The organism is Psychrobacillus vulpis, from assembly GCF_006861825.1.
Classification (GTDB): domain Bacteria; phylum Bacillota; class Bacilli; order Bacillales_A; family Planococcaceae; genus Psychrobacillus; species Psychrobacillus vulpis.
Map to the genome: position 1 here is coordinate 94,456 of NZ_VDGI01000008.1, position 25,748 is coordinate 120,203.

24 protein-coding genes and 1 pseudogene are annotated in these 25,748 nt (G+C 36.2%); 10 read left to right on the forward strand and 15 right to left on the reverse strand.

Translation table 11 applies throughout. The features are described from left to right. Positions 1-5 precede the first annotated feature (5 nt). Entirely contained in the window at positions 6-611 is a 606-nt protein-coding gene (locus FG384_RS09365) for a class I SAM-dependent methyltransferase (protein WP_142642337.1), read from the forward strand. A gap of 360 nt (positions 612-971) precedes the next feature. On the opposite strand, the gene FG384_RS09370 is transcribed toward FG384_RS09365, so the two are convergent. From FG384_RS09370 to FG384_RS09395, 6 genes are all read right to left on the reverse strand, one after another. After that, positions 972-1,448: an SRPBCC family protein gene (locus FG384_RS09370; protein WP_142642338.1), complete on the reverse strand. Its 477-nt coding sequence runs from the start codon at positions 1,446-1,448 to the stop codon at positions 972-974. Between the two features lie 23 nt (positions 1,449-1,471). After that, positions 1,472-3,397 carry a GTP-binding protein gene (locus tag FG384_RS09375; RefSeq protein WP_205961773.1) on the reverse strand — a complete coding sequence of 642 codons (1,926 nt, stop codon included), beginning with the start codon at positions 3,395-3,397 and terminating at the stop codon, positions 1,472-1,474. Between the two features lie 545 nt (positions 3,398-3,942). Beyond that, entirely contained in the window at positions 3,943-4,833 is an 891-nt protein-coding gene (locus FG384_RS09380; protein WP_142642340.1) for a metal ABC transporter permease, read from the reverse strand. Further along, positions 4,826-5,719 carry a metal ABC transporter permease gene (locus tag FG384_RS09385; protein ID WP_142642341.1) on the reverse strand — a complete coding sequence of 298 codons (894 nt, stop codon included), beginning with the start codon at positions 5,717-5,719 and terminating at the stop codon, positions 4,826-4,828. Before FG384_RS09385 ends, FG384_RS09380 begins: the two co-directional genes overlap by 8 nt. Before the next feature lie 16 nt (positions 5,720-5,735). Continuing rightward, positions 5,736-6,485 carry a metal ABC transporter ATP-binding protein gene (locus FG384_RS09390; RefSeq protein ID WP_142642342.1) on the reverse strand — a complete coding sequence of 250 codons (750 nt, stop codon included), beginning with the start codon at positions 6,483-6,485 and terminating at the stop codon, positions 5,736-5,738. Positions 6,486-6,497: 12 nt separating this feature from the next. Continuing rightward, positions 6,498-7,421 (reverse strand): metal ABC transporter solute-binding protein, Zn/Mn family, encoded by a 924-nt coding sequence (locus FG384_RS09395; protein WP_142642343.1) that lies wholly within the window; start codon positions 7,419-7,421, stop codon positions 6,498-6,500. A gap of 313 nt (positions 7,422-7,734) precedes the next feature. Between FG384_RS09395 and FG384_RS19790 the strand changes: the two genes are divergently transcribed. Continuing rightward, a complete protein-coding gene (locus FG384_RS19790; RefSeq protein ID WP_166462418.1) occupies positions 7,735-7,911 on the forward strand; it encodes a hypothetical protein in 177 nt (58 codons plus the stop codon). 319 nt (positions 7,912-8,230) lie between these two features. On the opposite strand, the gene FG384_RS09400 is transcribed toward FG384_RS19790, so the two are convergent. The 3 genes from FG384_RS09400 to speD form a co-directional block, all read right to left on the reverse strand. Beyond that, positions 8,231-8,524, reverse strand: a complete 294-nt coding sequence (locus FG384_RS09400; RefSeq protein WP_166462419.1) for a spore coat protein — start codon at positions 8,522-8,524, stop codon at positions 8,231-8,233. A 19-nt stretch (positions 8,525-8,543) separates the two neighbouring features. Continuing rightward, entirely contained in the window at positions 8,544-8,750 is a 207-nt protein-coding gene (locus FG384_RS09405; protein ID WP_142642345.1) for a hypothetical protein, read from the reverse strand. Positions 8,751-9,328: 578 nt separating this feature from the next. Further along, on the reverse strand, positions 9,329-10,153 hold the full coding sequence (gene speD / locus FG384_RS09410; RefSeq protein ID WP_142642346.1) for an adenosylmethionine decarboxylase: 825 nt from the start codon (positions 10,151-10,153) through the stop codon (positions 9,329-9,331). Positions 10,154-10,557: 404 nt separating this feature from the next. Between speD and FG384_RS09415 the strand changes: the two genes are divergently transcribed. Then, positions 10,558-11,793, forward strand: a complete 1,236-nt coding sequence (locus tag FG384_RS09415; protein WP_142642347.1) for an MFS transporter — start codon at positions 10,558-10,560, stop codon at positions 11,791-11,793. A 512-nt stretch (positions 11,794-12,305) separates the two neighbouring features. On the opposite strand, the gene FG384_RS09420 is transcribed toward FG384_RS09415, so the two are convergent. The 3 genes from FG384_RS09420 to FG384_RS09430 form a co-directional block, all read right to left on the reverse strand. Next, complete coding sequence (locus FG384_RS09420) at positions 12,306-13,175, reverse strand: GNAT family N-acetyltransferase (RefSeq protein WP_142642348.1); 870 nt, start codon at positions 13,173-13,175, stop codon at positions 12,306-12,308. Between the two features lie 27 nt (positions 13,176-13,202). Beyond that, a complete protein-coding gene (locus tag FG384_RS09425) occupies positions 13,203-13,622 on the reverse strand; it encodes a VOC family protein (protein WP_142642349.1) in 420 nt (139 codons plus the stop codon). A gap of 543 nt (positions 13,623-14,165) precedes the next feature. Continuing rightward, positions 14,166-15,110, reverse strand: coding sequence for an AraC family transcriptional regulator (locus FG384_RS09430; RefSeq protein ID WP_142642350.1), 945 nt, complete (start codon positions 15,108-15,110; stop codon positions 14,166-14,168). A gap of 61 nt (positions 15,111-15,171) precedes the next feature. Between FG384_RS09430 and FG384_RS09435 the strand changes: the two genes are divergently transcribed. Then, a complete protein-coding gene (locus tag FG384_RS09435; RefSeq protein ID WP_142642351.1) occupies positions 15,172-15,972 on the forward strand; it encodes a serine hydrolase in 801 nt (266 codons plus the stop codon). Positions 15,973-15,983: 11 nt separating this feature from the next. Next, entirely contained in the window at positions 15,984-16,601 is a 618-nt protein-coding gene (locus FG384_RS09440; protein ID WP_142642352.1) for a histidine phosphatase family protein, read from the forward strand. A gap of 61 nt (positions 16,602-16,662) precedes the next feature. Here the strand turns inward: FG384_RS09440 and FG384_RS09445 are convergent. Both FG384_RS09445 and FG384_RS09450 read right to left on the reverse strand, forming a co-directional pair. Further along, a pseudogene (locus FG384_RS09445) lies at positions 16,663-17,415 on the reverse strand (SDR family NAD(P)-dependent oxidoreductase). 166 nt (positions 17,416-17,581) lie between these two features. Continuing rightward, a complete protein-coding gene (locus FG384_RS09450) occupies positions 17,582-19,237 on the reverse strand; it encodes an FAD-binding dehydrogenase (protein WP_142642353.1) in 1,656 nt (551 codons plus the stop codon). A 139-nt stretch (positions 19,238-19,376) separates the two neighbouring features. Here FG384_RS09450 and FG384_RS09455 point away from each other — a divergent pair, with 139 nt between their 5' ends. The 3 genes from FG384_RS09455 to FG384_RS09465 all read left to right on the forward strand — a co-directional run bounded on the left by FG384_RS09455 (position 19,377) and on the right by FG384_RS09465 (position 22,776). Continuing rightward, on the forward strand, positions 19,377-20,330 hold the full coding sequence (locus FG384_RS09455; protein WP_240793386.1) for a TRM11 family SAM-dependent methyltransferase: 954 nt from the start codon (positions 19,377-19,379) through the stop codon (positions 20,328-20,330). A 24-nt stretch (positions 20,331-20,354) separates the two neighbouring features. Continuing rightward, complete coding sequence (locus FG384_RS09460) at positions 20,355-20,999, forward strand: LytTR family DNA-binding domain-containing protein (protein WP_142642354.1); 645 nt, start codon at positions 20,355-20,357, stop codon at positions 20,997-20,999. A 262-nt stretch (positions 21,000-21,261) separates the two neighbouring features. Further along, a complete protein-coding gene (locus tag FG384_RS09465; protein WP_142642355.1) occupies positions 21,262-22,776 on the forward strand; it encodes an acetyl-CoA hydrolase/transferase family protein in 1,515 nt (504 codons plus the stop codon). A gap of 622 nt (positions 22,777-23,398) precedes the next feature. On the opposite strand, the gene FG384_RS09470 is transcribed toward FG384_RS09465, so the two are convergent. Then, complete coding sequence (locus FG384_RS09470; RefSeq protein ID WP_240793390.1) at positions 23,399-24,211, reverse strand: YitT family protein; 813 nt, start codon at positions 24,209-24,211, stop codon at positions 23,399-23,401. A gap of 376 nt (positions 24,212-24,587) precedes the next feature. On the opposite strand from FG384_RS09470, the gene FG384_RS09475 reads away from it, so the two are divergent. After that, positions 24,588-25,229 carry a VTT domain-containing protein gene (locus FG384_RS09475; RefSeq protein WP_142642357.1) on the forward strand — a complete coding sequence of 214 codons (642 nt, stop codon included), beginning with the start codon at positions 24,588-24,590 and terminating at the stop codon, positions 25,227-25,229. An 83-nt stretch (positions 25,230-25,312) separates the two neighbouring features. Continuing rightward, positions 25,313-25,741, forward strand: a complete 429-nt coding sequence (locus FG384_RS09480; RefSeq protein WP_142642382.1) for an Rrf2 family transcriptional regulator — start codon at positions 25,313-25,315, stop codon at positions 25,739-25,741. Positions 25,742-25,748 lie beyond the last annotated feature (7 nt).

Sequence of the window (25,748 nt, forward strand, 5' to 3'; positions counted from 1 at the left end):
ACTCCATGAAGGAACAGGATCATGATCGATTGCTAAGAATAAAAACCGAGGGTATTCGTGAATGGCAACATCAGACGTCTCATTATAATCGATACGAAGCGACTCCTTATATGGCACTCGAGGCACTTTTTGATGAATATACGTGTACGACTTTTGATAAGTTCGTAGATTTCGGTTGTGGTAAAGGCCGATTCCCATTTTACATTCACCATCATCTTCATATTTCCGTGACAGGAGTAGAGATGAATGGTCAGCTTTATCAGGAAGCAATGGAAAATTTAGCGAGATATACAGAGAGGTCAAAACGTACGAGAGCGTCTATTAGTTTTGAAAATGCTCTTGCAGAGGAATATGAAGTAGAACCTATCGAAAATCGCTTTTACTTCTTTAATCCATTTTCTATTCAAATATTTCAAAAGGTTATTCGAAATATTCTTCTATCTGTTGAAAATCATCCACGTTCGGTTGATGTTATTTTATACTACCCTACTTCTGAGTACATTCAATTTCTTGAACAAAATACTGCATTTGAGCTACTAAGAGAAGTAAAAGTACCAGTGCTATACGATCAAAATAGCAATGAGCGATTTTTGATTTTTAGGTATGAATAAATGAAAGCACCATGCAACGTAAAGATGGAGGGCACGAAAAACTCGAATTAGTATTTTTTTAGGAACTATTTGCTGTATTGAATTAAGAGAATTTACCGCGACGCATGAGACTCCTGCGGGAAAGCGAGACAGACGAGACCCCGCACGAAGCAGAAGAGAGGAAGGAAGGCTAAGGGCGCCTCTTCCTGAGGCATCGCCTTCATGACCAACATCGTGTTGGCCCGAGGAGGCTCGTCGCTCGCCCGCGGAAAGCGAATGCCAAAGCGATAAATTCTCTTAACGACTATTTGATAGAAAACTTATTAGAATAACATTTTTCAGTACCCTTGTAATGATGATTGTAGAGTGCTTTTATAGTTATTATTTTTTTACTTCTTTAAGTAGTTCCTCGTATTCCACATACCAAGCTTGCCACTCATCTTTTCTAGATATTGTTCGACCATCTAAAATGGCTCCGATCACATCTAGGCATACATGCCATCCTGCAAGATCTTTTATTGTTTGCTCTGTGAAGGAAGAGATAGTTTCGATGAAGGTTAATTGACATCCATCAGAAACAGGAGATAATTCAAATTTAGCGATGTCCTTATCCCATTCAAAAGCTAAAATCTTCAAAGGTTCATAATCTAAAATTTGCATGTCAATGAAAGTTCCATCTTGCATATCAAACTTGATTAAGCCACCTTTACGTAAATCAACAACTTTAAGTTCTGAGAACCATTGCTGTAATTTCTCATTATCAGTAAGCATAGACCAAACAGCTTCAACTGGATGATGAAGATGTCGTTCGTAACGTGCCGTAAAATCATCATTCACTTTTTGTATAGTTGCGATCATAAGAATTCCTCCTTAAGTATGAATTATAGGCAGTGCATTACTTCTTCCGCTTCATCCCAAGGAACTTTATAGCCTTTCCCTCTTGCGCAGAAAATAGAAGTGGATGTGTACTCGGAATCTGCATCTTTATTGTAGCCAATTTGTTCAATAACTTCATCTTTATTGTGACAACGATCGTACCCACCAAATAGTAGGCTAAGTGTACCTTTTCCATGTGTGAAAGATGCAAACGTTGTACTGTAGTTCATAAAGGTTGCGACGGGTACTCGTCCTTTTACAATTACTTTATCACCAACATTTTCAGGGGAATCAAAGCTTCCGTGAGCTTGTTGAATATCAGATAAAACTCTGCCTATGAGGTCCATATCTACTTTAATTTTAAAGAAGTAGAAAGGTTCAAGGAGCACATTTTCAGCTTTCTCTAAACCTTGTCTTAAAGCTCTGTATGTTGCCTCTCGAAAATCTCCTCCATGGGTATGCTCGTTATGACCTCGACCTGTGAGTAGTGTTACTTTGACATCGGTAAGAGCAGAACCTGTAAGTAATCCGTGATGCTCACGTTCGAATAAATGATGCCGTACTAAGTTTTGATTCCCAATCGATAAATCATTTGCATGACATACATTGTCAAACGAAATCCCACTATTTCTTTCAGCGGGTTCTATTAATAAGTGCACTTCTGCATAATGTTTTAAAGGCTCAAAGTGACCGTACCCTTTTACTGTTGTGTCGACTGTTTCTTTATATAAAATTTTAGGTTTACCAAAAGATACGTTGAATTGGAAACGTTCCAAGACAATTTGTTCAAGAACTTCAAGCTGAATAACACCCATCACATGCACATGTATTTCTTGAAAATGCTCATCCCAATAAACTCGTAAAGAAGGGTCTTCTGCATCTAGCAACTTGAAACAACGCAACACTTCTTTGGCGTGAATAGAAGCGTCAAAAATAACTTTTGATTTTAAAGTAGGAATCATATCGAAGGTTGTCTTGTCATTGATGGCACCAATTCCATCGCCAATAGAGGCATTTGTTAGCCCAGTTACTGCAACTAGCTCACCCGCGACTGCTTGTTCACTAGTTTTAAACTTATTTCCGCTATATACTCGGAGTTGTGTAATCTTTTCTGCTAACTCTCCGTAATGTACTTCGTCTCGTACTTTTAGCTTGCCGCTTAATAATTTGAGGAATGTCACTCTATTTCCACTTTCATCATGACGAATTTTGTACACCTGTGCAGAGAATTTTTCTTCTTGTTTATAAGAGGACTCTGTTAATAAATCAAGTTTATCTAAAAATTCGATAATACCGATGTCCTTTAGAGCAGAGCCGCTCGCACATGCAAAGATTTTATTTTCTTGAATCATGCGCGTGCATGTTTGTATCCACAAATCCTCGTCATAACCAGTATCCATGTACTTTTCGAGAAGGTCTTCATCGCGTTCTGCTATAAATTCGATTAGATCTTCGTTGAAAGAGTTGGTTATATCGCATACGTCTTCAGATAAGTTAGTGCGAATCTCATCTAATACTTTGGCCGCATCGGTTCCTTCATAATCCGTTTTATTAATAAAGAAAAAAGTGGGCACCTGATGTTTTCGTAGTAGCTGCCATACCGTTTCTGTATGTCCTTCTACACCATCTACCGCACTAATAATGATAATTGCGTAATCCATCACTTGGATAGCCCGTTCCATTTCTGGAGAAAAATCGACGTGACCAGGAGTATCGATGACATAATAAGTGGAATCGTTATACGTGAAGATTCCTTGGTCTGCAAAAATCGTAATTCCTCTATTTTTTTCTATCGAATGACTGTCGAGGAAAGAGTCTTGATGATCGACACGACCTCTTTGTCGAATAGTCTTTGTATGATAAAGTAGCTGTTCTGAAAAAGTAGTTTTTCCAGCATCAACATGTGCTAGTATACCAATGGTTTTATACAATTCGTCACCCCTGTTCATTTCTAGCTGATGCTTATATTATAGCAAAAAGCCAGAAATGATTTAGGGGAGTAAGGAAGGTACTGAAAAACTGTCAATTTTTCGAAGTTAATATCCTTTTTATAAAAAAATAGGACACTTTGAATGCCAAAGTGCATTTAAAGTGCCTTATTCCTGTACTTGTTCTTTTTCATTTTAATAAATTTTCTATCAGATAGTCGCTCAGAGAATTTATCACTTTGCCATTCGCTTTCCGCGGGAGTCTCATGCGTCGCGTTCAATTCTCTTAAATGAAATAAAGCAAATAGTTCCTATACAAAAATACTAATTCGAGTTTTCAGTTCCCGATGGTATTGTCTAAAATTAAAAAGTAGAGTAGGAACTTCACAACTATTCATCACTTTACTTTTTATTTCTAGAAAATCGTTGAAGAAGGCGACACTCCTGCCGCAATGCCCGCGGAAAGGGAGCCGTTTCAACGATTTTCTTATTTATTGGATTGTTGGACAACCCCATCCCTAACGAATGGGAAAGAGTGTTTTATACTATTAGGAGTTCGCTTGGATGTTTGTCTTTTGCAGTTTCATACGTTTGAACGTTTTCCATATCCACCCGTCATGTGGCTTGAATAAAAACACAAGCATAAATATTACGCCTATCATTGCTGCCATCATTCCTGCAATGGAAGTGTTCCATAGTTTTGCTAAGTAGTACCCTGTAATTGCTGCGGTAACGCCGAATGTCATGCTCCATACAATCATTCCTGAGACGCTCTTACTCATAAGGTAAGCAGTAGCAGCGGGTCCAATAAGCATTGCAACAACAAGAACTGCACCTACGCTATCAAAAGCTGCAACTGTTGTTAAAGAAACGAGCGTCATATAAGAATAGTGCATAGCTAAAATAGGCAATCCAATAGATAGCGCGAAAACTGGATCGAAAGTAGAGAGCTTTATCTCTTTGTAAAAGAACACTAAGAACAATACATTTAGCAATAGAACAAACAATAGCATCCAAACTGCCTTTGGCATGGAAAAACCGAAAACATCCCATGTATCCCATGGAACAAACGCAATTTCACCCATCAGCACATGTTCTACATCTAAGTGGACATTTCCCGCAAATAAAGTAATAAATAAAACACCTAATGCAAATAAGGAAGTGAAAACAACCCCAATGGCAGCATCTTCTTGTAAGCCACCTGATTGGAGCACTTGCACAAGAAAAGTAGTAAGTAATCCAGCGATTGCAGCTCCAATTAGCATCCAATATCCACTTAATGATTGAGTAATCATAAATGCTACAACAATTCCAAATAACACCGTGTGACTAATAGCATCTGCTATCATAGCTGTTTTGCGTAAGATTAAAAATACACCGGTTAATCCGCAAGTTATACCAACTAAGGATCCAGTTAAGAGTACCCAGAATTCATTCATGGTTCGTCGCTTCCTTTGCTACGTTTCTTTGCTTAAATGCTTTTTTCTTTAGTGATTTGGAGATGAGCCCCCTTGTTGGTGCGAAAAAATACGATATTAAAAAGAGACTAGCAGCACATAATACTATAATTGGTCCTGTTGATAGTCCTGTACGAAAAGAGCTTACAATGGTACCTAACGCTCCCGAAAGAGCCCCAAAGAAAGCACTCGTAACAAGAATAATTCCAAGGTGATTGGACCAAAATCTAGCAGCTGCAGCAGGTATAATGAGCATAGCTGACATTAATATAATACCAACAGCTTGTATTCCTGTTACAATCGTTAGGACAGTAAGAGCTGTCAACAAAACACGTAATCGTTCGACCGGTAATCCGATACCTTTTGCAAATACAGGATCAAAAATCATTAGTTTCCATTCTTTAAAAAATAATAAACACATTAATATGATTAACAAGGCACTACTTGATAGCCAAACTAGGTCGCTTTTCGCCATTGTAGCAGCTTTCCCGAATATAAAATCATTCAATCCACTTTGATTTCCTGCTCCGGTTTGATTGACAATAGTGAGGAGAACTATTCCGATACCAAAAAATACAGATAAAACAAACCCAATTGCTGCGTCTGCTTTTAGCTTAGAATGACCGACAATCCATTGAATCATATATACAGCTAGCGCAGAAGTAATCGCAGCGCCTAACATAAGGATCGGTAAATCCTTTTGCTGAAAAATTAAATACGCGATTGCAATTCCAGGGAGTGCAGCATGCGCTGCCGCATCTCCTACTAGGCTTTGCTTTTGAAGAAAGGCAAAGGTTCCATTTAAACCTGCAGCTATCCCTAGCAAAATAGCCCCAACAAGGACCCAAAGCAAGTTTCCAGTTAGCATTATTTTCTCACCTCTCTCAATTGAACGTTTTGTTCGATTTCGCTTGATCCATAAAAAATAGTTTTCCACCATATGCTTCTTGTAGATTATCTTCTGTGAATGTTAGTTCTGTTGGGCCAGATGCGGTAATCGTTTGATTCAACAAAATCATCCAATCAAAGTAGTCAGATGCAGTTTGTAAATCGTGATGGACAACAAAAACTGATTTACCTTTCGCTTTCAAATCTTTTAAAATAGCAATAATTGTACGCTCTGTTGCAGCATCAACACCAACAAATGGTTCATCCATAAAATATACTTCAGCTTCTTGTGCTAGTGCACGTGCCAAAAATACTCGCTGTTGCTGTCCCCCTGATAATTGACCAATTGATCGATCAGCAAAAGTTTCCATTCCAACGTTTTTTAAGCAATCCATTGCAATTTGTTTATCTTTTGTCGAAGGTTTTTTGATCATACCTATATGTCCGTAACGTCCCATAAGGACAACATCTAAAGCATTTGTAGGAAAGTCCCAATCGACTGCATTTCGCTGTGGCACGTAGCCAACTGTATGATCCTTTGAGTTAAGCGGGCGTTCTAAAATATGAACAGCCCCTGATTTGTTTGGTAATTGGTTAAGTATCGCTTTGATTAATGTAGATTTCCCTGCTCCATTTGGACCGATAATTCCTGTTAAACGACCTACCGGAATGGCTAAATTCACATTTTTTAATACGACTTTTTCTTCATAAGCAACCGATAAATTTTTTACTTGTAACGCGTTCATGTTGCTCACCTCCTATTTAAGTGAATCGACAATTGTGTTGATGTTATGTTTGTACATTCCAATATAAGTGCCTTCTTCTGTACCTTCAGCACCCATAGCATCTGAGTAAAGCTGCCCACCAATTTGGATTGTGTGGCCTTTTTCTTTTGCACCTTCTATAACAGCCTTCATCGCTTTATCTGAAACACTGGATTCGACAAATACAGCTTTAATATTTTTCTTTACTAGAAAATCGACGATATTTTGAATATCTTTTAAACCATACTCAGAATCTGTACTCAAGCCTTGTAAACCACGTACTTCCATGCCATGACTATTCCCAAAGTAGTTAAATGCGTCATGAGCTGTTACAAGAACTCGTTGTTTTTCTGGGATCTCACTAATTCGTTTATCTGCCCAATCCGATAACTCGGATAATTTTGTAAAATATGCTTCTTCGTTTTTTGTAAATTCCTCTTTATAGTCCGGCATCTCTTTAGAAAGAGTTTTGGTTATTTCTTTAGTTGCTAATTTCCATACGTTTATATCAAACCAAATATGCGGATCCGACAGGTTAGGATGTAATTCATTACTTAATATTTGATCTTTTGGAATTGCTTCCCCAATTGCAATAACAGTCTTCTCTTTTTTCATTTTCTCAAAAATATCGCTCATTTTTCCTTCCAGTTCTAGGCCGTTATAAAAAATGATGTCTCCCTTTTCTAATGTTTGTAAGTCACCTTGCGTAGCTTTATAAAGATGAGGATCTACTCCAGGTCCCATTAACGATTTTACTTCCACATGGTCTCCTGCAATTTCTTTGACCGCGTCTGCAATTTGCCCTGTTGTCGTTATGACTAATGGCTTTTCATCTTCCCCTAAGTTTTCACTAGCATTATTGCTGCTACATCCAACTAATAAGACAGCAGTAACGAATAAAAATAAAATCTTTTTCAATGTAAACAACTCCTCTTTCCCTAACTCTATTTTCTTTCCTTTAGGAAACTTTTGGGGTAAAAAATTTTACCCTATTTAGCCGATCGATTGATTTTCCTTTAGGAAACATTCTTTCGTTAGGTTAACATTTAATAAGTGATTTGTCAAAATATTTTATGTAAGTTTTTTTAAAAAGGTGATTATGAGTAAAATGATTTACTTACAATATGAAAGAAGAGATTTTACAAGTTCTTTTACTATAGTGTTATACTGAATAGACAAATTTAATGTGTTAGTAGCAAATGTGAATTTGAAATTGAGGAGGTAACCGTAAATGCAATATTCTAAACCAAAGATGGAGCAGTTAGTGAAACATAGTGCTGATCTTTCCAAACGTTTGAAAGAGGTAATGAAAGAGCATGATTTAGAAAAAAGTTTCGCTTTAAAAGCGCTTTATCATTCAGAAGTAAAAGATGGTGGGAAATATCAAAGGGATTATCAAGACCTATAATTCGTAGAACGAAAAGCGTGTAAGTCGTTAATTGACTGAACACGCTTTTTAAAATAACCCATTATTTTCTAATAATTAATTGATCAAATTGGATAAATACAAGTTGGCTAACCTTTCCGGTCAGTTGAAGCATATCTTTTCATAATCTGTCATTATATTACCGCGTCTTATCAAACTTGTAGAAGGTGTTAGAATTCATAAAATGTTTTTATGGAAATAAAATACAATATAAATGAGGGATATTAAATGGAGGCCAGCAACTAGCCCCTCTTTAGTCAAAAGTATAGCGTACGTTAAATTGTACGCTTTTAGATATTTTTTAAAATTTGTCATCTGGATGCAGGTTATTTTGCATAAGTTTCTGTACTTTGCCAATCTGCTCCTTAGATGCAAGCTCAGTCTTATACCAGCCTTTATTGCTCATTATCTCAAAAAGTTTATAATGGTTTGAGCTCGCATTTTCAAAACATTGCCCATAAATTTCCCGTAGCTGCTGATGTGTGGTCTCTAACATGGTGTTGTTGATACTTCGGCAGCGTCCCTTCTCCAGCTCAAGACAAAGCTGGAGCATTTCACGATCTGTTAAGCCGCGACCTGCGATATTGTTTGGCATATGAACCATCCTTTTGCAGTTATTGAATGTTGTTATTTGTTCGGTTGAAGTATTGAGAGAGTTTTGCAATTTTTAACTGATGTTTTTCTGCCATCTCCTCAAGTATTTTTCTTAGCTCCTGGTCTTTACATTGTGTTGCACACCAGTTCATTGTTTTTGCGATTATCTCCTCTGCACGGATTTCATCCTCAATAAATGCCAATTCCTTCATCGTTAGGACGGTCATTTTATTTCACCTCCCAAACATCTATATAAAGTTAGTATTGTTTGTATTGAGCTATTTTATCCTTTATAAGATAGTCTTTTAACTCTTTTCTAATTGCGGTCAGTTTATTTATAACATCCTAATTATCTATTTGAAAAATTCTCGTAAATTTTTCTGGAGTACGTCTAATAGCTTTTTATACACTTAACGAAGACTACTAGAGGCTTTTTTTAAGGGATTGATTGTTTTATAGACCAAAGAAGATTGCAAAGCTTCCTACTAAAAAAACGGATATCGATACTTTGATAACGAAGGAACGCTTTTTCTTCTTCAAGTTAAGGGGCAATGAAATTGGAGCTACTAAAGAATTACAGGACATTACGAGGACTAACTGCTTACAAACCCTATATCGAATTAAACGGATATCTTTAAAAGGAACAAATGCAACAACTTATGGAAATAGAAGAGAATCCCAAAAATGTTGATAACCTATATCTAAGAATTTGCTGTACTTTTTTTATTAATATCGGAAATGACGAATTCTATTAGTTAAGCAATGGTTAATAATAGAGATATAAAAAAGGACCAAAAATTTGGTCCTAATACTTTTCTTCTTCTCTTGCCATGTTTTTAGCGTAGAAAATCTCATCCATTTCTGTTTTTAACTTCTTTGTAATGGATATTTTTTCTTCATCGGTTAACTCGTTTTCTGTGTAGCTGAATAGGTAGTTATTTAAATCAAATTTCTTGAGTTTACATTTTGTATGAAAAATATTCTCCTGGTACACATTTACATCAATCATTTGATAATACTCTTGTAAGCCAACAGGAATATAGTTTTGAATGGAATTAATGTCATGATCGATAAATAATTTATGGCCAGTTACGTCTCTAGTAAAGCCACGTACACGATAATCCATCACCATAACATCTGTCTCAAATGAATGAATCAAATAATTCAACGCTTTCAAAGGAGAAATTTCTCCACAGGTGGAAATATCAATATCCGCACGGAATGTACTAATCCCTTCATCCGGGTGATACTCAGGATAAGTATGAACGGTTATATGACTTTTATCTAGATGGCCAACTACTGTTTCGGGTAGTGGGCCTGGTGATTCTTTAAATGAATCCACTGGAGAATCATCAACAGGTCCTTCCGAAACCAAAATGGTTACACTTGCTCCCTGTGGTTCATAATCTTGTTGAGCAATATTTAAAATATTTGCCTCAATAATATCCGACACTTTGGTTAATATTTTTGTCAAACGTTCCGCATTATATTGTTCGTCGATATAGTCAATATAAGCCTCTCGTTCTTCTTTCGTTCTTGTGTAGCAAATATCGTACATGTTAAAACTTAAGGTCTTTGTAAGATTATTAAACCCATGTAACTCAATTCTTTGCTTAGGAGTTAAACTCATTTTTGAACTCCTCTCTTTCACTAAAATTTCAGGCCTAGTTGAAACGATATAATAAGTATGCGTTAAAACTAGTATTACATTCCCTGTAGCTTTATTTTTCCACAAACAAATTTTTCTGAAACATATTGCTCTTGTTTACATAGGAATGAATTTTCTTATTGAACTAGTGGGGCAGGTTAGTTGAAGAAGTCAAAGTATTATATTCAAACTTTATATAAAAGATACAATACACCTTAACCAGCATAATGACTGTCAAGTCCGACAAACAGTTCTATGAATGCAACAATAAAAGACTTAAATATTCTTTCACTATAAAAAATATGCATATATTTTATAGATAATCGCAAATTTGGACAAGAAAATGGCAATGTCCCTTTCTATAATCAATATGAGGGGGAAGAAAGATGACTATATTGAAGACAAAAAATCCGTATCAAGTTTATATTTATACTTGTTTTTTATCACAATTATTTTTTACATTTATTTTCACCGTAAATTTGTTATATCATGTGAAAATTGTAATGCTTGATCCACTCCAACTTGTTTTAGTAGGAACTGTTTTGGAACTATCCGTTTTTCTATTTGAAATTCCAACTGGAGTAATTTCAGATGTAAAAAGCCGGAAGCTCTCTATAATAATTGGGTACTTTTTAATAGGTATTGGTTTTTTAATCGAGGGGTTATTCCCTTATTTTATGACTGTACTTTTAGCACAAGTTGCATGGGGTATTGGTTACACATTTACTAGCGGTTCTCAGCAAGCATGGATTGCAGATGAAGTAGGGGAAGAGCGTGCTTCATTAGCATTTATAAGAGGAGCAAAGGCTGGTAATCTTGGGCAAGTCATAGCGATACCTTTAAGTATATTAACGGGCCTTTATATGATTAATCTACCAATCATTATTGGCGGACTTTGTATGATTGGGTTGGCGGTATATTTAATCATATTTATGAAAGAAGAAAACTTTAAACCGTTGGATAAAACGGAGAGAATGTCTACGTGGGAAAATATGAAGGGAAATATGGGGAAAATTATTTTTCATTCTAGAACTAGCTTTATCATCAGAATGCTTTTCCTTATTGCTTTATTCGTTGGATTTTATAGTGAAGGATTCGATCGTTTATGGATGTCACATTTTTTTGATATATCTAATTTAGTAGCTCTAACTGATGAAAAATTGGTTTTATTAACTGGGGGTATTCAATTTATTGTTGTGCTAATTTCTTTTGTAGCACTCCATTTAATGAATAGAAGCTCTATACATCAGAACCTTAAACATATTTATGTCGCCCTTTTTATATGTAGCTTATTTATTATTACTTCATTAATCGGCTTTGCATTGTCGACGTATGCAATAGGTTTGTTAGTATTTTATATAATTATCCAAGTAACAAGGAAAGTTATGTACCCACTAGAGGATATTTGGCTGAATAAAATTATTCCAGAATCTTCTACTCGTGCAACATTTTTTTCCGTAAAAGGCCAAGTGGATGCAATCGGTCAAATTGGTGGAGGTCCTGTAATTGGTTATATTGCAACAAATTTTACGATAAAAACAGCAATTATTGTTAGCGCCATTTTGTTAACTCCAGTTTTATTTTTATATAATATTATTTTGAAAAAAACTAATAAAAAGTAGAAATTATTTAAAAGAGCATCAGTCTTGGAACTGATCAATCAGACTGTAGACAAATTCGTTTTACAATGAATAGAGATGATGTATAAGAGAATTAGCGGGGCCCGCCACTTCGCTTTCCGTGGGCTTGGCTTCAGCCTCCTCGTCACTGCAAAGACACTGGCCAATTAAAGTTCGGCCAGTGTCTTTCCTGCGGGATCTTCAGTTCAAGCTATTCCCACAGGAGTCTCCGTGGCGGGCCCTACCTATTTTTCATAAGTTGAAAGTAATATCTAATAAAAATAACAAATTGATTATCCCATCTCATCAAGTAAATAGGCTTTTATTGTCCACTTTCTGTTTATTGAAGAAAAAAATGTGCGGAAAGCGTCCGCCTGGAGCGATTGCTACAGGAAAAGTACAATAATCACTATGTTCTTAATACATTTTGATTAATGCATTTGTCAACAAGCTGAAGCATCAGTCTTGATACTGATGCTTTCATTTTTCAATCTATTTTATATAGAGTAGCCATATTATCCGAAAATCTGTGCTGCAATGCCATACAACGTATTATTCCGTAATGGTAATTCATTTGAATTTTTTATCATAATCGGTGGTTGGCTTACTTTGATGAAACCGTATTTCTCAAGCTTAGACATAAAAATCTCATTCCCTGAAGGAACATCAATTCTTAACTTCCCAATGTGATTCTTCGCTAGTTCATCGATTATTAAAAGTGCTGTTTGGGAATCTGTAGCCACAATGGGACCTAAAATAAGATTCACAGGTCCTTTAACTGACAAACCATAACCAATAACTGCTCCATCTGGACTTTTAACAACTAAGGAATCTTTTGACTGGTTTATCCTATTCATAAGAAAGGTTTCTCTATTAACACCGAATGCTTCTGTATCTAAATTTATTAATCCGTACAAATCTTCCTCACTTAAAGGCTCAATATTATAATTATTGGTACTGCTTGTAATAGATTGTTCATAGTTATCACAAAGGAACTTATGAACAGAATCTATAGAAGTAAAACCCATTTTCTCATACATAGGTTTTCCTTCTTCCGTTGCAATTAACATAACAGGTGTATTTATTGGAACAGATTCCAAGCACTTCTCGGTAGCTTTTCTTCCCAAACCCATCCCCCTGTAATCTTCTCTAACAATAACCATACCAATGGATGCTAATTTTGAACTGTAATCAATGATAGCTGCACTGGAGACTATCAATCCTTCTTCATTTTTATGGCCATAAATTCTTCCAGAGGACATTACTGTTGTAACTTCATTTTCGTCATAGTCCCATCCAACTGAATTGGATAAATCGATTAATCTGGAAATATCATTTTTATCAAATTTTTCTAAAATGGGTTCTGTTGTATTGAATGAACTCATACATAAACACTCCTAAATTAACCTATTCTATTGTGAGATAAGATACTTTTCTTTGAATTTTGGACTTAATTCACTCCATACATCAAATATATTGCCATCTAAGTCATAAAAAACAAAGTTCTTTCCAGTATGTCCTCTGTCTTCAATTTCTCCAACTTTTATCTGTTTATCAATAAAATCCTTATGAATAGCCTCTAGCGAATTTAATCCATCCACTTCAAATGTTATAGAGAAACGCTTTTGACCGTGTATATCATAGAAGTTAGAGCTTTGATCTTCTTTAGATTTAACAAGAAAAATACTTTGGTTTGCAAAGTTTAGAATTGCTTTGTCGTTATCTTTGTAGCTTAACTCAGCACCTAATTTGTTTACATACCATTCTGAAGAATCTTCTACATTAGTTACAGGGATGTAAGTAGTACCTATCCTTAATAATTTGTCGTTCATCCAATTGCCTCCTTTTATTTATATAAATAATTATATTCTCCATTTATATAACTTTCCCTTTATAAAAATTGTATAATTTTCACCGTCTTTAACAAACATGGCTATGTTAAATTTTATTGTTGATTTTAATTGATTGTAGTAAAAGGCGGCGACTCCAGCGGGAAAGCGAGACAGACGAGACCCCGCACGAAGCAGAGCGAAGGAGGAGGCTCGTCGCTCGCCCGCGGAAAGCGAATGCCAAAGCGATAAATTCTCTTAAAGACTATTTGATAGAAAATTTATTAGAATAACACTTTTTCAGTGCCCTTAGCCTTGCGACAAGGAGGTTCACGGACCGCCCGCGGAAAGCGTCCGCCTGCAACGGAAATCAACAGTATAGATTAAAAGTGCCAAATAAATAAAAAAACCTCACCTGACAAAGGGTGAGGCTCAAATATATATGAGAAAAACGAAGGGAGATCTTTTCAGATTATTAATCTGTTTCTCTATATATATTTACCACGAAGAGAATAGATAAAACTAGAAATATTTACCTGAATGATTTCAATCTATTTCTTTTTCCTTAATAGGTAAGTAAATTTCCATATAGATTTTTTCATACTCCCAATCATGACAGTGTTCATCATAATATTCAAAATCGTAGCCGTTTTCATCGACTTCATATAGAGATTTTGGTAACCAATCCTCCAAAATATATTGCCATGTTCCTTTGATAGAAGGGACAAATTGTTCAACTTCCACAAGTGGGGTTCTAAAAACTGCATATGTTGCTTCTGTAATTTCTAACTTTGTTAGTCCTTCAGGAATCCGGGTGTCTTGGTCATAGTTTACGGCAAATAAATAGGTAAAGCTGTCTTTCAATTCGGTTCCACTTAGATTAATACAATATTCCCCATGCTTTTTAGGAGACAATAGATTGTACAAAGTTCTTTCGATTGCTTCATCAGCTGAAATTCTTTGCTCCCAAAAAGCGGGTGCATCTCTTGTATATATAATCTTCTCCAAATGGCTTTCGAATGTTTTGCCTGCAATGTCAAAAGCCTTTTTCTGCACAATTTTTGGTTGCATAACAATGCCACCAGTCTGTTTTTGTCTAAGGCTCCATAAATCCGGTTTTTGTGGTAAAGAGATTGGACAATGAAGTTTATACAAGCTTGGAGGGCTTCCGAAACACTTTTTAAAAGCCTTTGTAAAACCAGAATGGGTTTCAAATCCATAATCTAGTGCTATTTGGATAATTTTTTTGCCTTGGACTAATTCATACAAAGCGAATTGAAGCTTTCTTTTCTGAACGTAATCCATAACGGTATAACCTATATGTTTATCAAAAATGCGATAAAAGTGATAGGGAGAGTAACCGACCATGCGAGCTAATTCTTCAGAGTTAATCTCCTCTTTAATATGCTCGTCTATATAATCAATTACTTGTTGTAATAAAAATAACTGTTGAATAGAAATTGCCACCTTTTTTATTAATCTATTATTCATAATATATCTTATTGTTTGATTATAATAGATTATAATTAAATTAGGTGAAGGGGGATAAAAGGTGAAGAAACTTATAAGTAAAATTCAAGACTTGATCGGTCAGTCAGAAGGCATATGGGGGATTGTATTAGAGGATTTGGATTTAGGGGAGAAGTGGGAATTGAATGGGGAAGAGCTTTTTTATGCAGCAAGTGTAATTAAAGTACCAGTAATGGCCACTATTTTTTCCGCAGTTGAACGTGGAGAATTGACGTTAACAGATCAAATCCTCCTAAAGGAAAAAGATTTTGTTGGCGGTTCTGGCGTTCTTCAACATTTTACCCCCGGAACGTCCCTTCCTATTCAGGACATAATTATGCTTATGATTATTCAAAGTGATAACACTGCAACGAATATACTAATTGACCTCGTTGGGGTGGAAAATATCGTAAGGACGATGAACGAAGCTGGTATGGAGAAGAGTACTTTTTACAATAAGTTAATGATGAACAATCCTAATCCAAAAGGGTTCAATCAAGTGACAGCATCTGATATTGCAAGACTATTAAAGCTGATTGCTTCAGGAGAATTGGTGTCTTCAGAAGCGAGTGAGCAGATGATTAGTATTATGAAAAAACAACAAATAAAAGATTGTTTACCAGAGAAGCTACCGTCTCCTTACTCTAATTTTAATAATGGAATGATTGCTTGGGAATTAGCACATAAAACAGGTTGGATTCCCGGAACTCGGCATGATGTTGGTATTTTTTATGTTGGGCAACGGAGGCTAATTGCAACTGTCCTATCAAAGGAAGTAGATGATTTAATGTCTAAGCGAATTCTTTCCGAAATAGGCGAAGAAATATATAACTATTTACAATAGAGGGGTGAATCATGTTAACTCTATACATAACAAGACATGGCGAAACAGAGTGGAATACACAGAAGAGGATGCAAGGCTGGCAAGATTCGGAGTTGACTGAAAGTGGAATAAACAATGCAGTATATCTAGGAAAAAGTCTTAAAGACACACCAATTGATATTGTTTTTTCAAGTCCAAGTAATAGGACACTAAAAACGGCTAGTCTAATTTGTGCCGATAGGAATATTCCAATAATAATCGATGAAAATTTAAAAGAAATGAACATGGGGGTATGGGAAGGAGAAACACAATCTTCTATAAAAGAAAATCATCCAGTAGAATTTCATCATTTCTGGAATGCTCCACAGCATTTTACCCCTGTCGGAGGAGAAACATTTCTAGAAACACGAGATAGAGCTTTAAAAGCTTTAAATCGAATAAAAGAAGATTATCATTCCGGCAATATTTTAATCGTTACTCACTCAGTAATTATAAAATGCTTTATATCCATTATAAAAAATCAATCTATTGAAAAAATATGGGACCCTCCTTATATTCACGATACGAGTCTTACTATAGTAGAAGCACACGGAAAAAAGTATAAAATTCTATTAGAAGGCGATATATCTCATAAAGAAGTTGTTTTGTAAATAAGAACACTAAAAAACCCCTGATTTCTGACTGTTAGAAATCGGGGGTTCTTACTTTTTCTTATTTCGCTGTTACGCCGCCATCAACTGGAAGCTCAATCCCAGTAATGTATGAAGAGGCATCTGATGCTAAAAATAATACAGCTTCAGCAACCTCCACAGCTTGGCCTACACGAGGAAGTGCAGTTTGAGCTAAAAACCATTGACTCATTTTCTCGTCTTCCATATAAGCTTTACTCATTGGAGTGATGATAAATCCTGGGTGAACTGAATTTACACGAATATTATCTTTTCCGTAGTCAACAGCAGAGGCTTTTGTAAGTAAACGTACTGCACCTTTTGAAGAAGTGTAAGCACCTGCACCTGAGCTACCTTTTAAACCAGCAATAGATGAAATGTTCACGATAGACCCTCCGCCGTTAGAACGGAAGTATGGTAAGGGTAATTTTGTTCCTAAAAACACGCTTTTTACGTTTATATCCATAATCAGTTCCCATTGCTCCATTGTAAGATCTTCCATTGAACCACGTTGACTAATACCAGCGTTGTTTACAAGAACATCTAACTTACCAAAAGCATTAATTGTTTCATCGTAAACTTTCTTCCAATCTTCTTCTGAAGTAACATTCTGTGCTACAGCGATGGCTTCTCCACCATTTGCTTTAACTTATTCAGCAACGGCTTTTACTGCTGCTTCGTTAATATCAGTAGCGACAACCTTAGCTCCTTCTTTAGCGAATAAAAGTGCTTCTTCACGTCCCATACCAGAACCAGCACCAGTAATTATTGCAACTTTACCTTCTAATCTATCCATCTTTCTTCCTCCTTAAATATATTTTAATGTTAAATATTTTAACGTTAAAGTTATTGTGTGATTTGAGTAAATCCTTTTCAATTATTTTGCTTTCGTTTGAAAATAACTGCGGTGAAAAGAAAAGGTGATTCGCAATCGTTTAAAACGAAATACGAATCACCTTCTTTTATTTCAGTTCCTTAGCAATAGCGCGTCCGACTTCTCTTCCTGTGAAAATACAGCCACCTAAAAATGTTCCTTCGAGAGAACGGTAACCATGAACTCCGCCACCACCAAAGCCAGTTACTTCTCCGGCAGCATACAAGCCAGGCACAGGATTACTAGAAGCATTTAGTACACGTCCATATAAATCTGTTTGTAATCCACCGAGCGTTTTGCGAGTTACTATATTCAACCGAACCGCAATAAGCGGACCGTTCTTTGAATCTAGTATTTTGTGCGGAGATGCAACTCGTATAAGTTTATCTCCAATATAGCTTCGAGCACCCCTTAATGCAGTTACTTGTAGATCTTTTGTAAATTTATTGTCTATTTCACGATCACGTGCTTTCAATTGTCTTTCAATATTTTCTAAGTTTAATAGATTATCACCTGTTATTTTATTCATCCCTATAACTAAGTCGGTCAAATTATCGGCAACGACAAAATCCTCTCCTTTTTCCATAAATGCTTTTACGGGAGCGGTAGGGCCAGGAAGTATTCGTTTCAATACTTCTTTTATACTTTTCCCTGTTAGATCAGGGTTTTGTTCGGAGCCGGAAAGTGCAAACTCTTTTTCAATAATTTTCTCTGTTAATATGAACCATGAGTAGTCAAAGCCTGTTTTTCGAATGGCTTCGAGTGTTCCAAGTGTGTCAAAACCTGGGAAGTTTGGTGTTGGAAATCGTTGTCCTGTTGCATCAAGCCAAATAGATGAAGGACCAGGAAGAATTCGAATTCCATGCTTTGGCCAGATAGGACTCCAATTTTTAATGCCTTCTGTGTAATGCCACATCCGGTCTTTATTAACAAGGCGACCTCCAGCTTTTTCTGTAATGGCAAGCATGCGGCCATCGACATGCTCTGGTACACCAGAGATCATCTTTTGGGGAGGGGATCCTAGTCTCTTTGGCCAATTTTCTCTTACTAAATCATGATTTCCACCGATTCCACCACTTGTAATGAGCACTGCTGAAGCAGTATATTCGAATGTTCCTATAACCTCCCGTGAGGTCGATTTTCCGCGATTTACAGAGCTTGCAACTAGTATTGATCCGTGAACACCAGTGACACACCCGTTTTCTAATAACAATTCATCTACTTGATGGCGGGGTTTGAATTCCACAAGTCCATTAGCTATTGCCGAACGAACACTTTCTTCAAATGGTCTTACTATTCCGGGGCCGGTTCCCCAAACAATATGAAATCTTGGAACAGAGTTACCGTGGCCTTCTGCTAGATATCCACCTCTTTCTGCCCAACCAACTACAGGAAAAAAACGTATCCCTTGTGCATGAAGCCATTGTCTTTTTTCTTCTGCAGCAAAGCGCACATAAGCTTCTGCCCATTTCTTCGCCCAGTAATCTTCATCGTCTTCTCTGTCAAAGCCAGCAGTTCCTAGCCAGTCTTGCCATGCTAATTCGTACGAATCTTTGATACCAAGCCTTCTCTGTTCTGGCGAATCTACAAGAAATAATCCACCAAACGACCACCAAGCCTGACCTCCAAGTGAGTTTTCAGGTTCTTGATCTAACAATAAAACTTTCTTTCCGGCATCTGCAAGTTCTGCTGTAGCAACTAATCCAGCTAATCCAGCTCCTACAACTATTACGTCAAAATTCATTTTCCAACCCCCTAATTAGTAAGAAAATTAGCAATTTTATTTCATTATATTTCTTTTTGAACTGAATATCTATTCAGTTTGCAATTCTACGTTAGAACAGATAGCCTAGTATTGTACAGGATATATTGGAGGGAATACATTGACTAACGTTAGCCGAAAACCGGCATTCATTTATACATTTGCATACAATGAGGATGAACGCTCTCTATGCCATTTAGAGATGCGCTCTTTTTTTGGAACAGATACTGCTTTAAAAATCATAAAAAGTGAAGTGGAAATTGACCCAAGCAGAAGTCCATTTATAAAAGAGAGAGTAGAAATTATAGTAGATGGAGAAACAGTGGATGATATTGTTGCACAAGCATCTACTGTTGGCTCAGAAAATGAAACAAATAAAGTAAGGTTTTTGAAAATTAATGACCTCCCAGAAGAGAATCGAATTAAAAACGATGATCGCCTTCGTATAGAAAGGACAATTGGCAATGAGTTGATAGGAGATTTCGATTTACGAAATCCAGATCAAATATATGCAGTCGTCCCATATGGTGGTCGTTGGTATTTCGGTAAATGTACAAAAAGTGAACCGATATGGTTTAAGCATATAAAGAAGCCTAGAGAGTATTCGACAGCATTAAGTACACGTGTTGCCCGAGCAGTAGCAAACATAGCAGTGCCACATCCGGAAGGAGTTAGAGCAATCGATCCTTGTTGTGGAATTGGAACAGTCCTAGTAGAGGCTCTTTCCATGGGGATAAATATCGTAGGAAGAGATATCAATCCACTAGTTTGCGCTGGTTCAAGAGAAAATATTGCATATTTTGGCTTAACTGGAGAAGTGAAGATGGGTCCAATTGAGGAAATTACAGAAACGTATGATGTGGCAATCATTGACTTACCTTATAATTTATATACACATGCATCATGGGAAGAACAGTTTATAATCATAAATCATGCCCGTCGAATCGCAAAAAAAGTAGTAGTTGTTACAATCGAATCGATGGATGAGAGAATCGTGAAGGCAGGACTTCAAATTAAAGATCGTTGTGTTACAACAAAACAGCAGTTTACACGAGAGATACTTGTTTGTGAATAAAGCTGAAAGAAAGGAATAATTAATATGAAGGATTTATCCATTGATGGGTTATTGGAAGTAATCGGTGAATTGTTTTCTGATGAAATATCTATTGCGATATCTGATACCGAAAAATACATTTATTATCGGCCGAGTAAACGAATTGATTTAAAAATTTCGCCCGGTGATTCAGTAAAGGAAGGAACAATTGCTTATAAAGCTTTGCATAGTAAGCAAAAAGTTTCCGAATTTATTGACCGAGAAATATTTGGAGTTCCTTATCACGGAATGGCTGTTCCTTTTCAACGTAATGGTGAACTTGAAGGTAGCGTGTTAGCAATATACCCAGCTTTTACGGATGGTAAATCGGTCATTACGATTAAGACACAGGATGGTTGGAAACCAATTCCTTTTTCAGATATATTGTATTTAGAAGCAAAGGATCGTAAAACACATATTGTTACGACTACTTTTTCAGGAACACACACAACTTCTTTGCAGGACTTTGAGTATCGACTTCCAAGAGAATCTTTCATTCGCTGTCATAGATCCTTTATTGTCAACGTACATCATATAAATGAAATTTTTCCCGACACACATTCCACATTTGTACTAGCAATGGACAATGATGAAAAAGTATCGGTAAGTCAATCGTATTCTAGTTATTTCAGAAAGTTATTAGGATTTTAACCTTATTCCTAATAAAATATGCCGTAGTAAATTTAATAAGTTACGTTTGAATAAGGGGAAATCCATCTATTATTCAAGCGTTTTTTTTTATGATTATTTTATGAAAGTATCAAAAATGAAATTGAAATGATTAAAAATGCTGCTTTAGTAAATAAATTTTCTGCTTTAAGCAATTAAAAGGTGTATCCATCAGTATTTTTCTAACTTGTGACAAAACACGATAAAATTATTTTAATGCTATTTTCGAGGGGGATCTCAAGTTATGAAAAAGAATCTTGAACGTATTAAGAATAGTAGTTTACATAGTCTAGTTGTGGGAGCAAATGAGGCTGCATCATGGATTCAAGATGGAATGACTTTGGGTTTAAGTGGTTTTACACGTGCGGGTGATGCGAAAGCGGTTCCAATGGCGTTAGTAGAGCGTGCAAAAGATGAATTTTTTAAAGTGAATATATTTACAGGAGCTTCTTTAGGCTCCGATATAGATAAATTGATGTCAGAAGCAGGCATTGTAAACAAACGATTACCATTCCAAGTAGATGCAACAATGCGCAAAAATATTAACGCAGGTGAGCATTTATTTGTCGATCAGCATTTATCACATACTTCAGAAATGGTCCGTGCTGGAGTATTACCTACTGTTGACTTTGCAATTGTGGAAGCGATTTCAATTACGGAAGATAATATGATTATTCCTACAACATCTGTAGGAAACTCATCGACATTCATTAAACACGCTAATCATATTATTATCGAGATCAATTCTGCACAGCCTGAACTACTTGAAGGGCTACATGATGTGTATGAGCCAGAAGTGCAAGGACACCGACTTCCTATTCCATTGACAAAAGTACAAGATCGAATCGGAACAATCGGTATTCCTTTTGATCCAGAAAAAGTAAGAGGAATAGTCTTCGTAAATCAGCAAGATTCACCATCATTAATCGTCGCACCTGATCAAGAAACGGAAGATATGGCACAACATTTAATTTCACTTTTGAGAGAAGAAGTAAAAGTAGGAAGATTAACAGAAAATCTTGCACCTATTCAAGCAGGTATTGGGTCTGTGGCAAATGCAGTACTTCACGGAATGATCGATTCTGAATTTGAAGATTTGACAATATACTCAGAGGTACTTCAAGACTCTGTATTTGAATTAATCGATGCAGGTAAAGTAACTTTTGCATCAGGTTGCTCCATTACACTTTCGCAAGAAACAATGGATCGTGTATTTGGAAATTTAGAACAGTATCGTGACAAGCTTGTATTAAGACCACAAGAAATTTCGAACCATCCAGAAATTATTCGTCGACTCGGTTTAATTTCTATAAATACTGCGCTTGAATTTGATATATACGGAAATGTAAATTCTACGCATGTGTCTGGTACTAAAATGATGAATGGTATTGGTGGTTCAGGAGACTTTGCTCGCAATGCACGTTTATCGATATTTGTAACGAAGTCGACAGCTAAAGGAGGAAATATTTCTAGTATTGTTCCTTTCGCGGCACATGTCGATCATACAGAACATGACGTTGATGTTGTTGTAACAGAGCAAGGCTATGCTGATCTTCGTGGTTTAGCGCCAAGAGAACGTGCAGAGCTAATCATTAACAACTGTGCACATCCAATGTATAAAGAACAATTACGAAATTATTACGAGGAAGCTTTAACAAGAGGTGGACAAACTCCTCATGTACTTGAAAAAGCGTTCTCTTTCCATACGAATTTAGCAGAACATGGTTCAATGCTAGAAAAAGTAGAATCACTAGTATAATAAAAACCGATTTCATCTTTTGATTTCTTGTCACCATTTTACATCACCACAAGATTAAAGTAGAAAGGTATCGTTTTATTGGAGAAGCGTCCGCTCGACTCCTACGGGAAAAGCGAGACAGACGAGACCCTGCAGGAGCATAGCGACGAAGCGGCTCGGCACTCGCCCGTGGAAAGCGAGCGGTAAGCTTCGGAAAACCTAATCTACCCTATAAAAACAAAAAGACTGTAGCAACTCGTTTTTAGAGTTTGTATACAGTCTGAACCGATTTCATCTTATGGATGAAATCGGTTTTGTTATGAGAGAAAAAACTACAAAATTTCTCTATTAAGTATCTGTTGCCAAACATATGCGCATCCACATTTCTATTTGTCCAGCTCCCACGCGCCTAGCCCCTCGAGGTCAAATAACCTTCCCCAATGAAGTCAAAGAACGACTTCTTTGTGGAAGAACATTTGCTTGTCGGGGCAGACATAGGCGCTTGCGCATTTCTATTTGTTCAGCTCCTGCGCGCCTAGCCTTTCGAGGTCAAATAACCTTCCCCAATGAAGTCAAAGAACGACTTCTTTGTGGAAGAACATTAGCTTGTCGGGGCTAACCAAGGCGCATCCGCATTTCTTAGTTAGTGAATATCCTTTTTCTTGAATCTTCCACCGCGAACTTCTGCTATATTGCCAACTGCTAAAAACGCATGATCATCAATTTCTTCAACAATCGATTTTAGTTTTGCTTCTTCTAGTCTCGTAATAACAGTAAAGATAACTTTTTTATTATCTCCTGTATATGCACCTTCTCCGTGTAGGTATGTTACACCACGACCAAGACGATCCATGATTGTATCTCCTATGTCTTCGATATAATCACTGATGATATAGACAGATTTCGACTCATCGAGTCCTTGTATTACGATATCAATCGTTTTAAAAGCAATGAAATAAGCTAAAAATGAATACATTGCTTGTTCCCAAGTGAAGACGAAACCAGCAACTGAAAAAATAACTAAGTTAATAATCATGATTATTTCTCCCACAGAAAATGGGAGTGCTTTATTGAATAGAATAGCGAGTATTTCAGATCCATCTAAAGATCCACCATTTCGGATTACTAGACCAACTCCTATACCTAAAACAATTCCTCCAAACACAGTTGAAAGTAATAAATCGGTAGTAATTGGATCTACTTTATGTAAAAGTGAGGTGAAAATGGATAGAACGGTAATACCAAAGAGAGTAGATAATGCGAAGGTTTTTCCGATTTGTTTATAGCCTAGGAAAAAGAAAGGAATGTTGAGGATAAATATGAATATCCCTAAACGTGCTCCTGTTAAGTGAGATAGGATAATGGAGACCCCTACGACTCCTCCATCTAAAATTTGATTAGGAACTAGGAATAGCTCCAATCCAATTGCCATTAAAATAGCACCTATAGCAATCATTAGTGTACGTGCAACGATAATTTTTTTGGGAGCATTTCTATGTGGAGTTTTTCCAATTTTTATATCTGTACTTATCTCTGCTGTTAAGTCACTCAATTTAATCTCCTCTTTTCTGAAAATGTACTTATTCATATATTTTATAGAATATAAACCTATTATTAAAGTGAAAAGCGTTCAATTTTATGAAATTAATCTGTTAAAAAAATATGATATAATAAGTTAGAAATTTTCAACTTTATACAGTTGAAGACTCTAACTACTATTGTTAGTTGTAAGATGAACAGTTAAAATCTAGGCACAATTTTTCTCTGCGACACTGGACGGGGAGAAGCGGAAGTAAGTGTCATGATGAATTTGATGGAAAGCGAGAGTATAAATGGGAATTATACAAGGTTTGATTAGTTTTATTTTACATATAGATGAGCATTTAGTAGATATTATCCAAATGTTTGACGTATGGTCGTATGCTATTTTATTCTTGATTGTTTTTGTGGAGACAGGTGTTGTCATTTTTCCTTTTTTACCTGGCGATTCCTTACTATTTGCAAGCGGGGCCTTTGCAGCAGTTGGTGCATTTCAAATTGTTTTTTTAATGGTTGTATTTTTTACAGCTGCTGTACTTGGAGATACGATGAATTATCATATTGGTAAAAAAGTTGGTACTTCTATTCCACCTAATAGTTTTCTAGGAAAATGGATCAATCAGGACAAGATGATAAAAGCACAACAATTTTTTAATAAGCATGGTGGAAAAACAATTGTCATCGCACGTTTTATGCCTTTTATCCGCACATTTGCACCGTTTGTTGCAGGAGCTAGTCAGATGAATTATCGCTATTTTATTCTTTATAATGTGACTGGCGCAGCGTTGTGGGTGAGCTTATGTACAATGCTTGGGTATTTCTTTGGTAACATTCCAATTATTAAAGAAAACTTCTCCACTGTTTTATTACTTATTATATTTATTTCGGTGTTGCCTGGAATCATCGGATTTTTAAAGGGAAGTATAAAAAAATGAAAGTGTTGCAAATGACGCAACACTTTTTTATTGACAAAAATAATAGATGTAATTATGATGGTTACATCGAAAGGTGGAAAGATATGAAAATCAGTAGTCGATTTACAGTCGCTGTTCATATACTATCTCTCGTAACTTTAGATCGAAACGTCGTTTGTACTTCTGAGTGGATTGCAGAAAGTGTTAATACGAATCCAGTAGTAATTCGAAGACTAATGGGTATGCTAAAAAAAGCAGGATTCATTGATATTCGACGTGGACTAGGTGGTGCCACACTTCAAAAACCGTTACATGAAATAACGTTATTAGATGTATATCGTGCGGTTGAAGTAGTGGAAGAGGGAGAACTTTTTCAAATGCATGAAAATCCAAATCCCAATTGTCCTGTAGGTGCTAATATTCAAGAAGTACTGGAAATAATACTGTTCCGAGCACAAGATGCTATGGAAGCAATTTTAAAGGAAGTTACGATGGAAGAGCTAGTTCAAGTGTTAAGTAAAAAAATTGGATAAACTATAT

What these genes read in the sequence shown, in the direction of transcription:
- FG384_RS09365 (WP_142642337.1), top strand. Translation starts at nt 6, where the DNA reads ATGAAGGAACAGGATCATGATCGATTGCTAAGAATAAAAACCGAGGGT.
- FG384_RS09370 (WP_142642338.1), bottom strand. Translation starts at nt 1,448, where the DNA reads ATGATCGCAACTATACAAAAAGTGAATGATGATTTTACGGCACGTTAC.
- FG384_RS09380 (WP_142642340.1), bottom strand. Translation starts at nt 4,833, where the DNA reads ATGAATGAATTCTGGGTACTCTTAACTGGATCCTTAGTTGGTATAACT.
- FG384_RS09385 (WP_142642341.1), bottom strand. Translation starts at nt 5,719, where the DNA reads ATGCTAACTGGAAACTTGCTTTGGGTCCTTGTTGGGGCTATTTTGCTA.
- FG384_RS09390 (WP_142642342.1), bottom strand. Translation starts at nt 6,485, where the DNA reads ATGAACGCGTTACAAGTAAAAAATTTATCGGTTGCTTATGAAGAAAAA.
- FG384_RS19790 (WP_166462418.1), top strand. Translation starts at nt 7,735, where the DNA reads ATGCAATATTCTAAACCAAAGATGGAGCAGTTAGTGAAACATAGTGCT.
- FG384_RS09400 (WP_166462419.1), bottom strand. Translation starts at nt 8,524, where the DNA reads ATGCCAAACAATATCGCAGGTCGCGGCTTAACAGATCGTGAAATGCTC.
- FG384_RS09405 (WP_142642345.1), bottom strand. Translation starts at nt 8,750, where the DNA reads ATGACCGTCCTAACGATGAAGGAATTGGCATTTATTGAGGATGAAATC.
- speD (WP_142642346.1), bottom strand. Translation starts at nt 10,153, where the DNA reads ATGAGTTTAACTCCTAAGCAAAGAATTGAGTTACATGGGTTTAATAAT.
- FG384_RS09415 (WP_142642347.1), top strand. Translation starts at nt 10,558, where the DNA reads ATGACTATATTGAAGACAAAAAATCCGTATCAAGTTTATATTTATACT.
- FG384_RS09420 (WP_142642348.1), bottom strand. Translation starts at nt 13,175, where the DNA reads ATGAGTTCATTCAATACAACAGAACCCATTTTAGAAAAATTTGATAAA.
- FG384_RS09425 (WP_142642349.1), bottom strand. Translation starts at nt 13,622, where the DNA reads ATGAACGACAAATTATTAAGGATAGGTACTACTTACATCCCTGTAACT.
- FG384_RS09430 (WP_142642350.1), bottom strand. Translation starts at nt 15,110, where the DNA reads ATGAATAATAGATTAATAAAAAAGGTGGCAATTTCTATTCAACAGTTA.
- FG384_RS09440 (WP_142642352.1), top strand. Translation starts at nt 15,984, where the DNA reads ATGTTAACTCTATACATAACAAGACATGGCGAAACAGAGTGGAATACA.
- FG384_RS09450 (WP_142642353.1), bottom strand. Translation starts at nt 19,237, where the DNA reads ATGAATTTTGACGTAATAGTTGTAGGAGCTGGATTAGCTGGATTAGTT.
- FG384_RS09460 (WP_142642354.1), top strand. Translation starts at nt 20,355, where the DNA reads ATGAAGGATTTATCCATTGATGGGTTATTGGAAGTAATCGGTGAATTG.
- FG384_RS09465 (WP_142642355.1), top strand. Translation starts at nt 21,262, where the DNA reads ATGAAAAAGAATCTTGAACGTATTAAGAATAGTAGTTTACATAGTCTA.
- FG384_RS09470 (WP_240793390.1), bottom strand. Translation starts at nt 24,211, where the DNA reads ATGATTGCTATAGGTGCTATTTTAATGGCAATTGGATTGGAGCTATTC.
- FG384_RS09475 (WP_142642357.1), top strand. Translation starts at nt 24,588, where the DNA reads ATGGGAATTATACAAGGTTTGATTAGTTTTATTTTACATATAGATGAG.
- FG384_RS09480 (WP_142642382.1), top strand. Translation starts at nt 25,313, where the DNA reads ATGAAAATCAGTAGTCGATTTACAGTCGCTGTTCATATACTATCTCTC.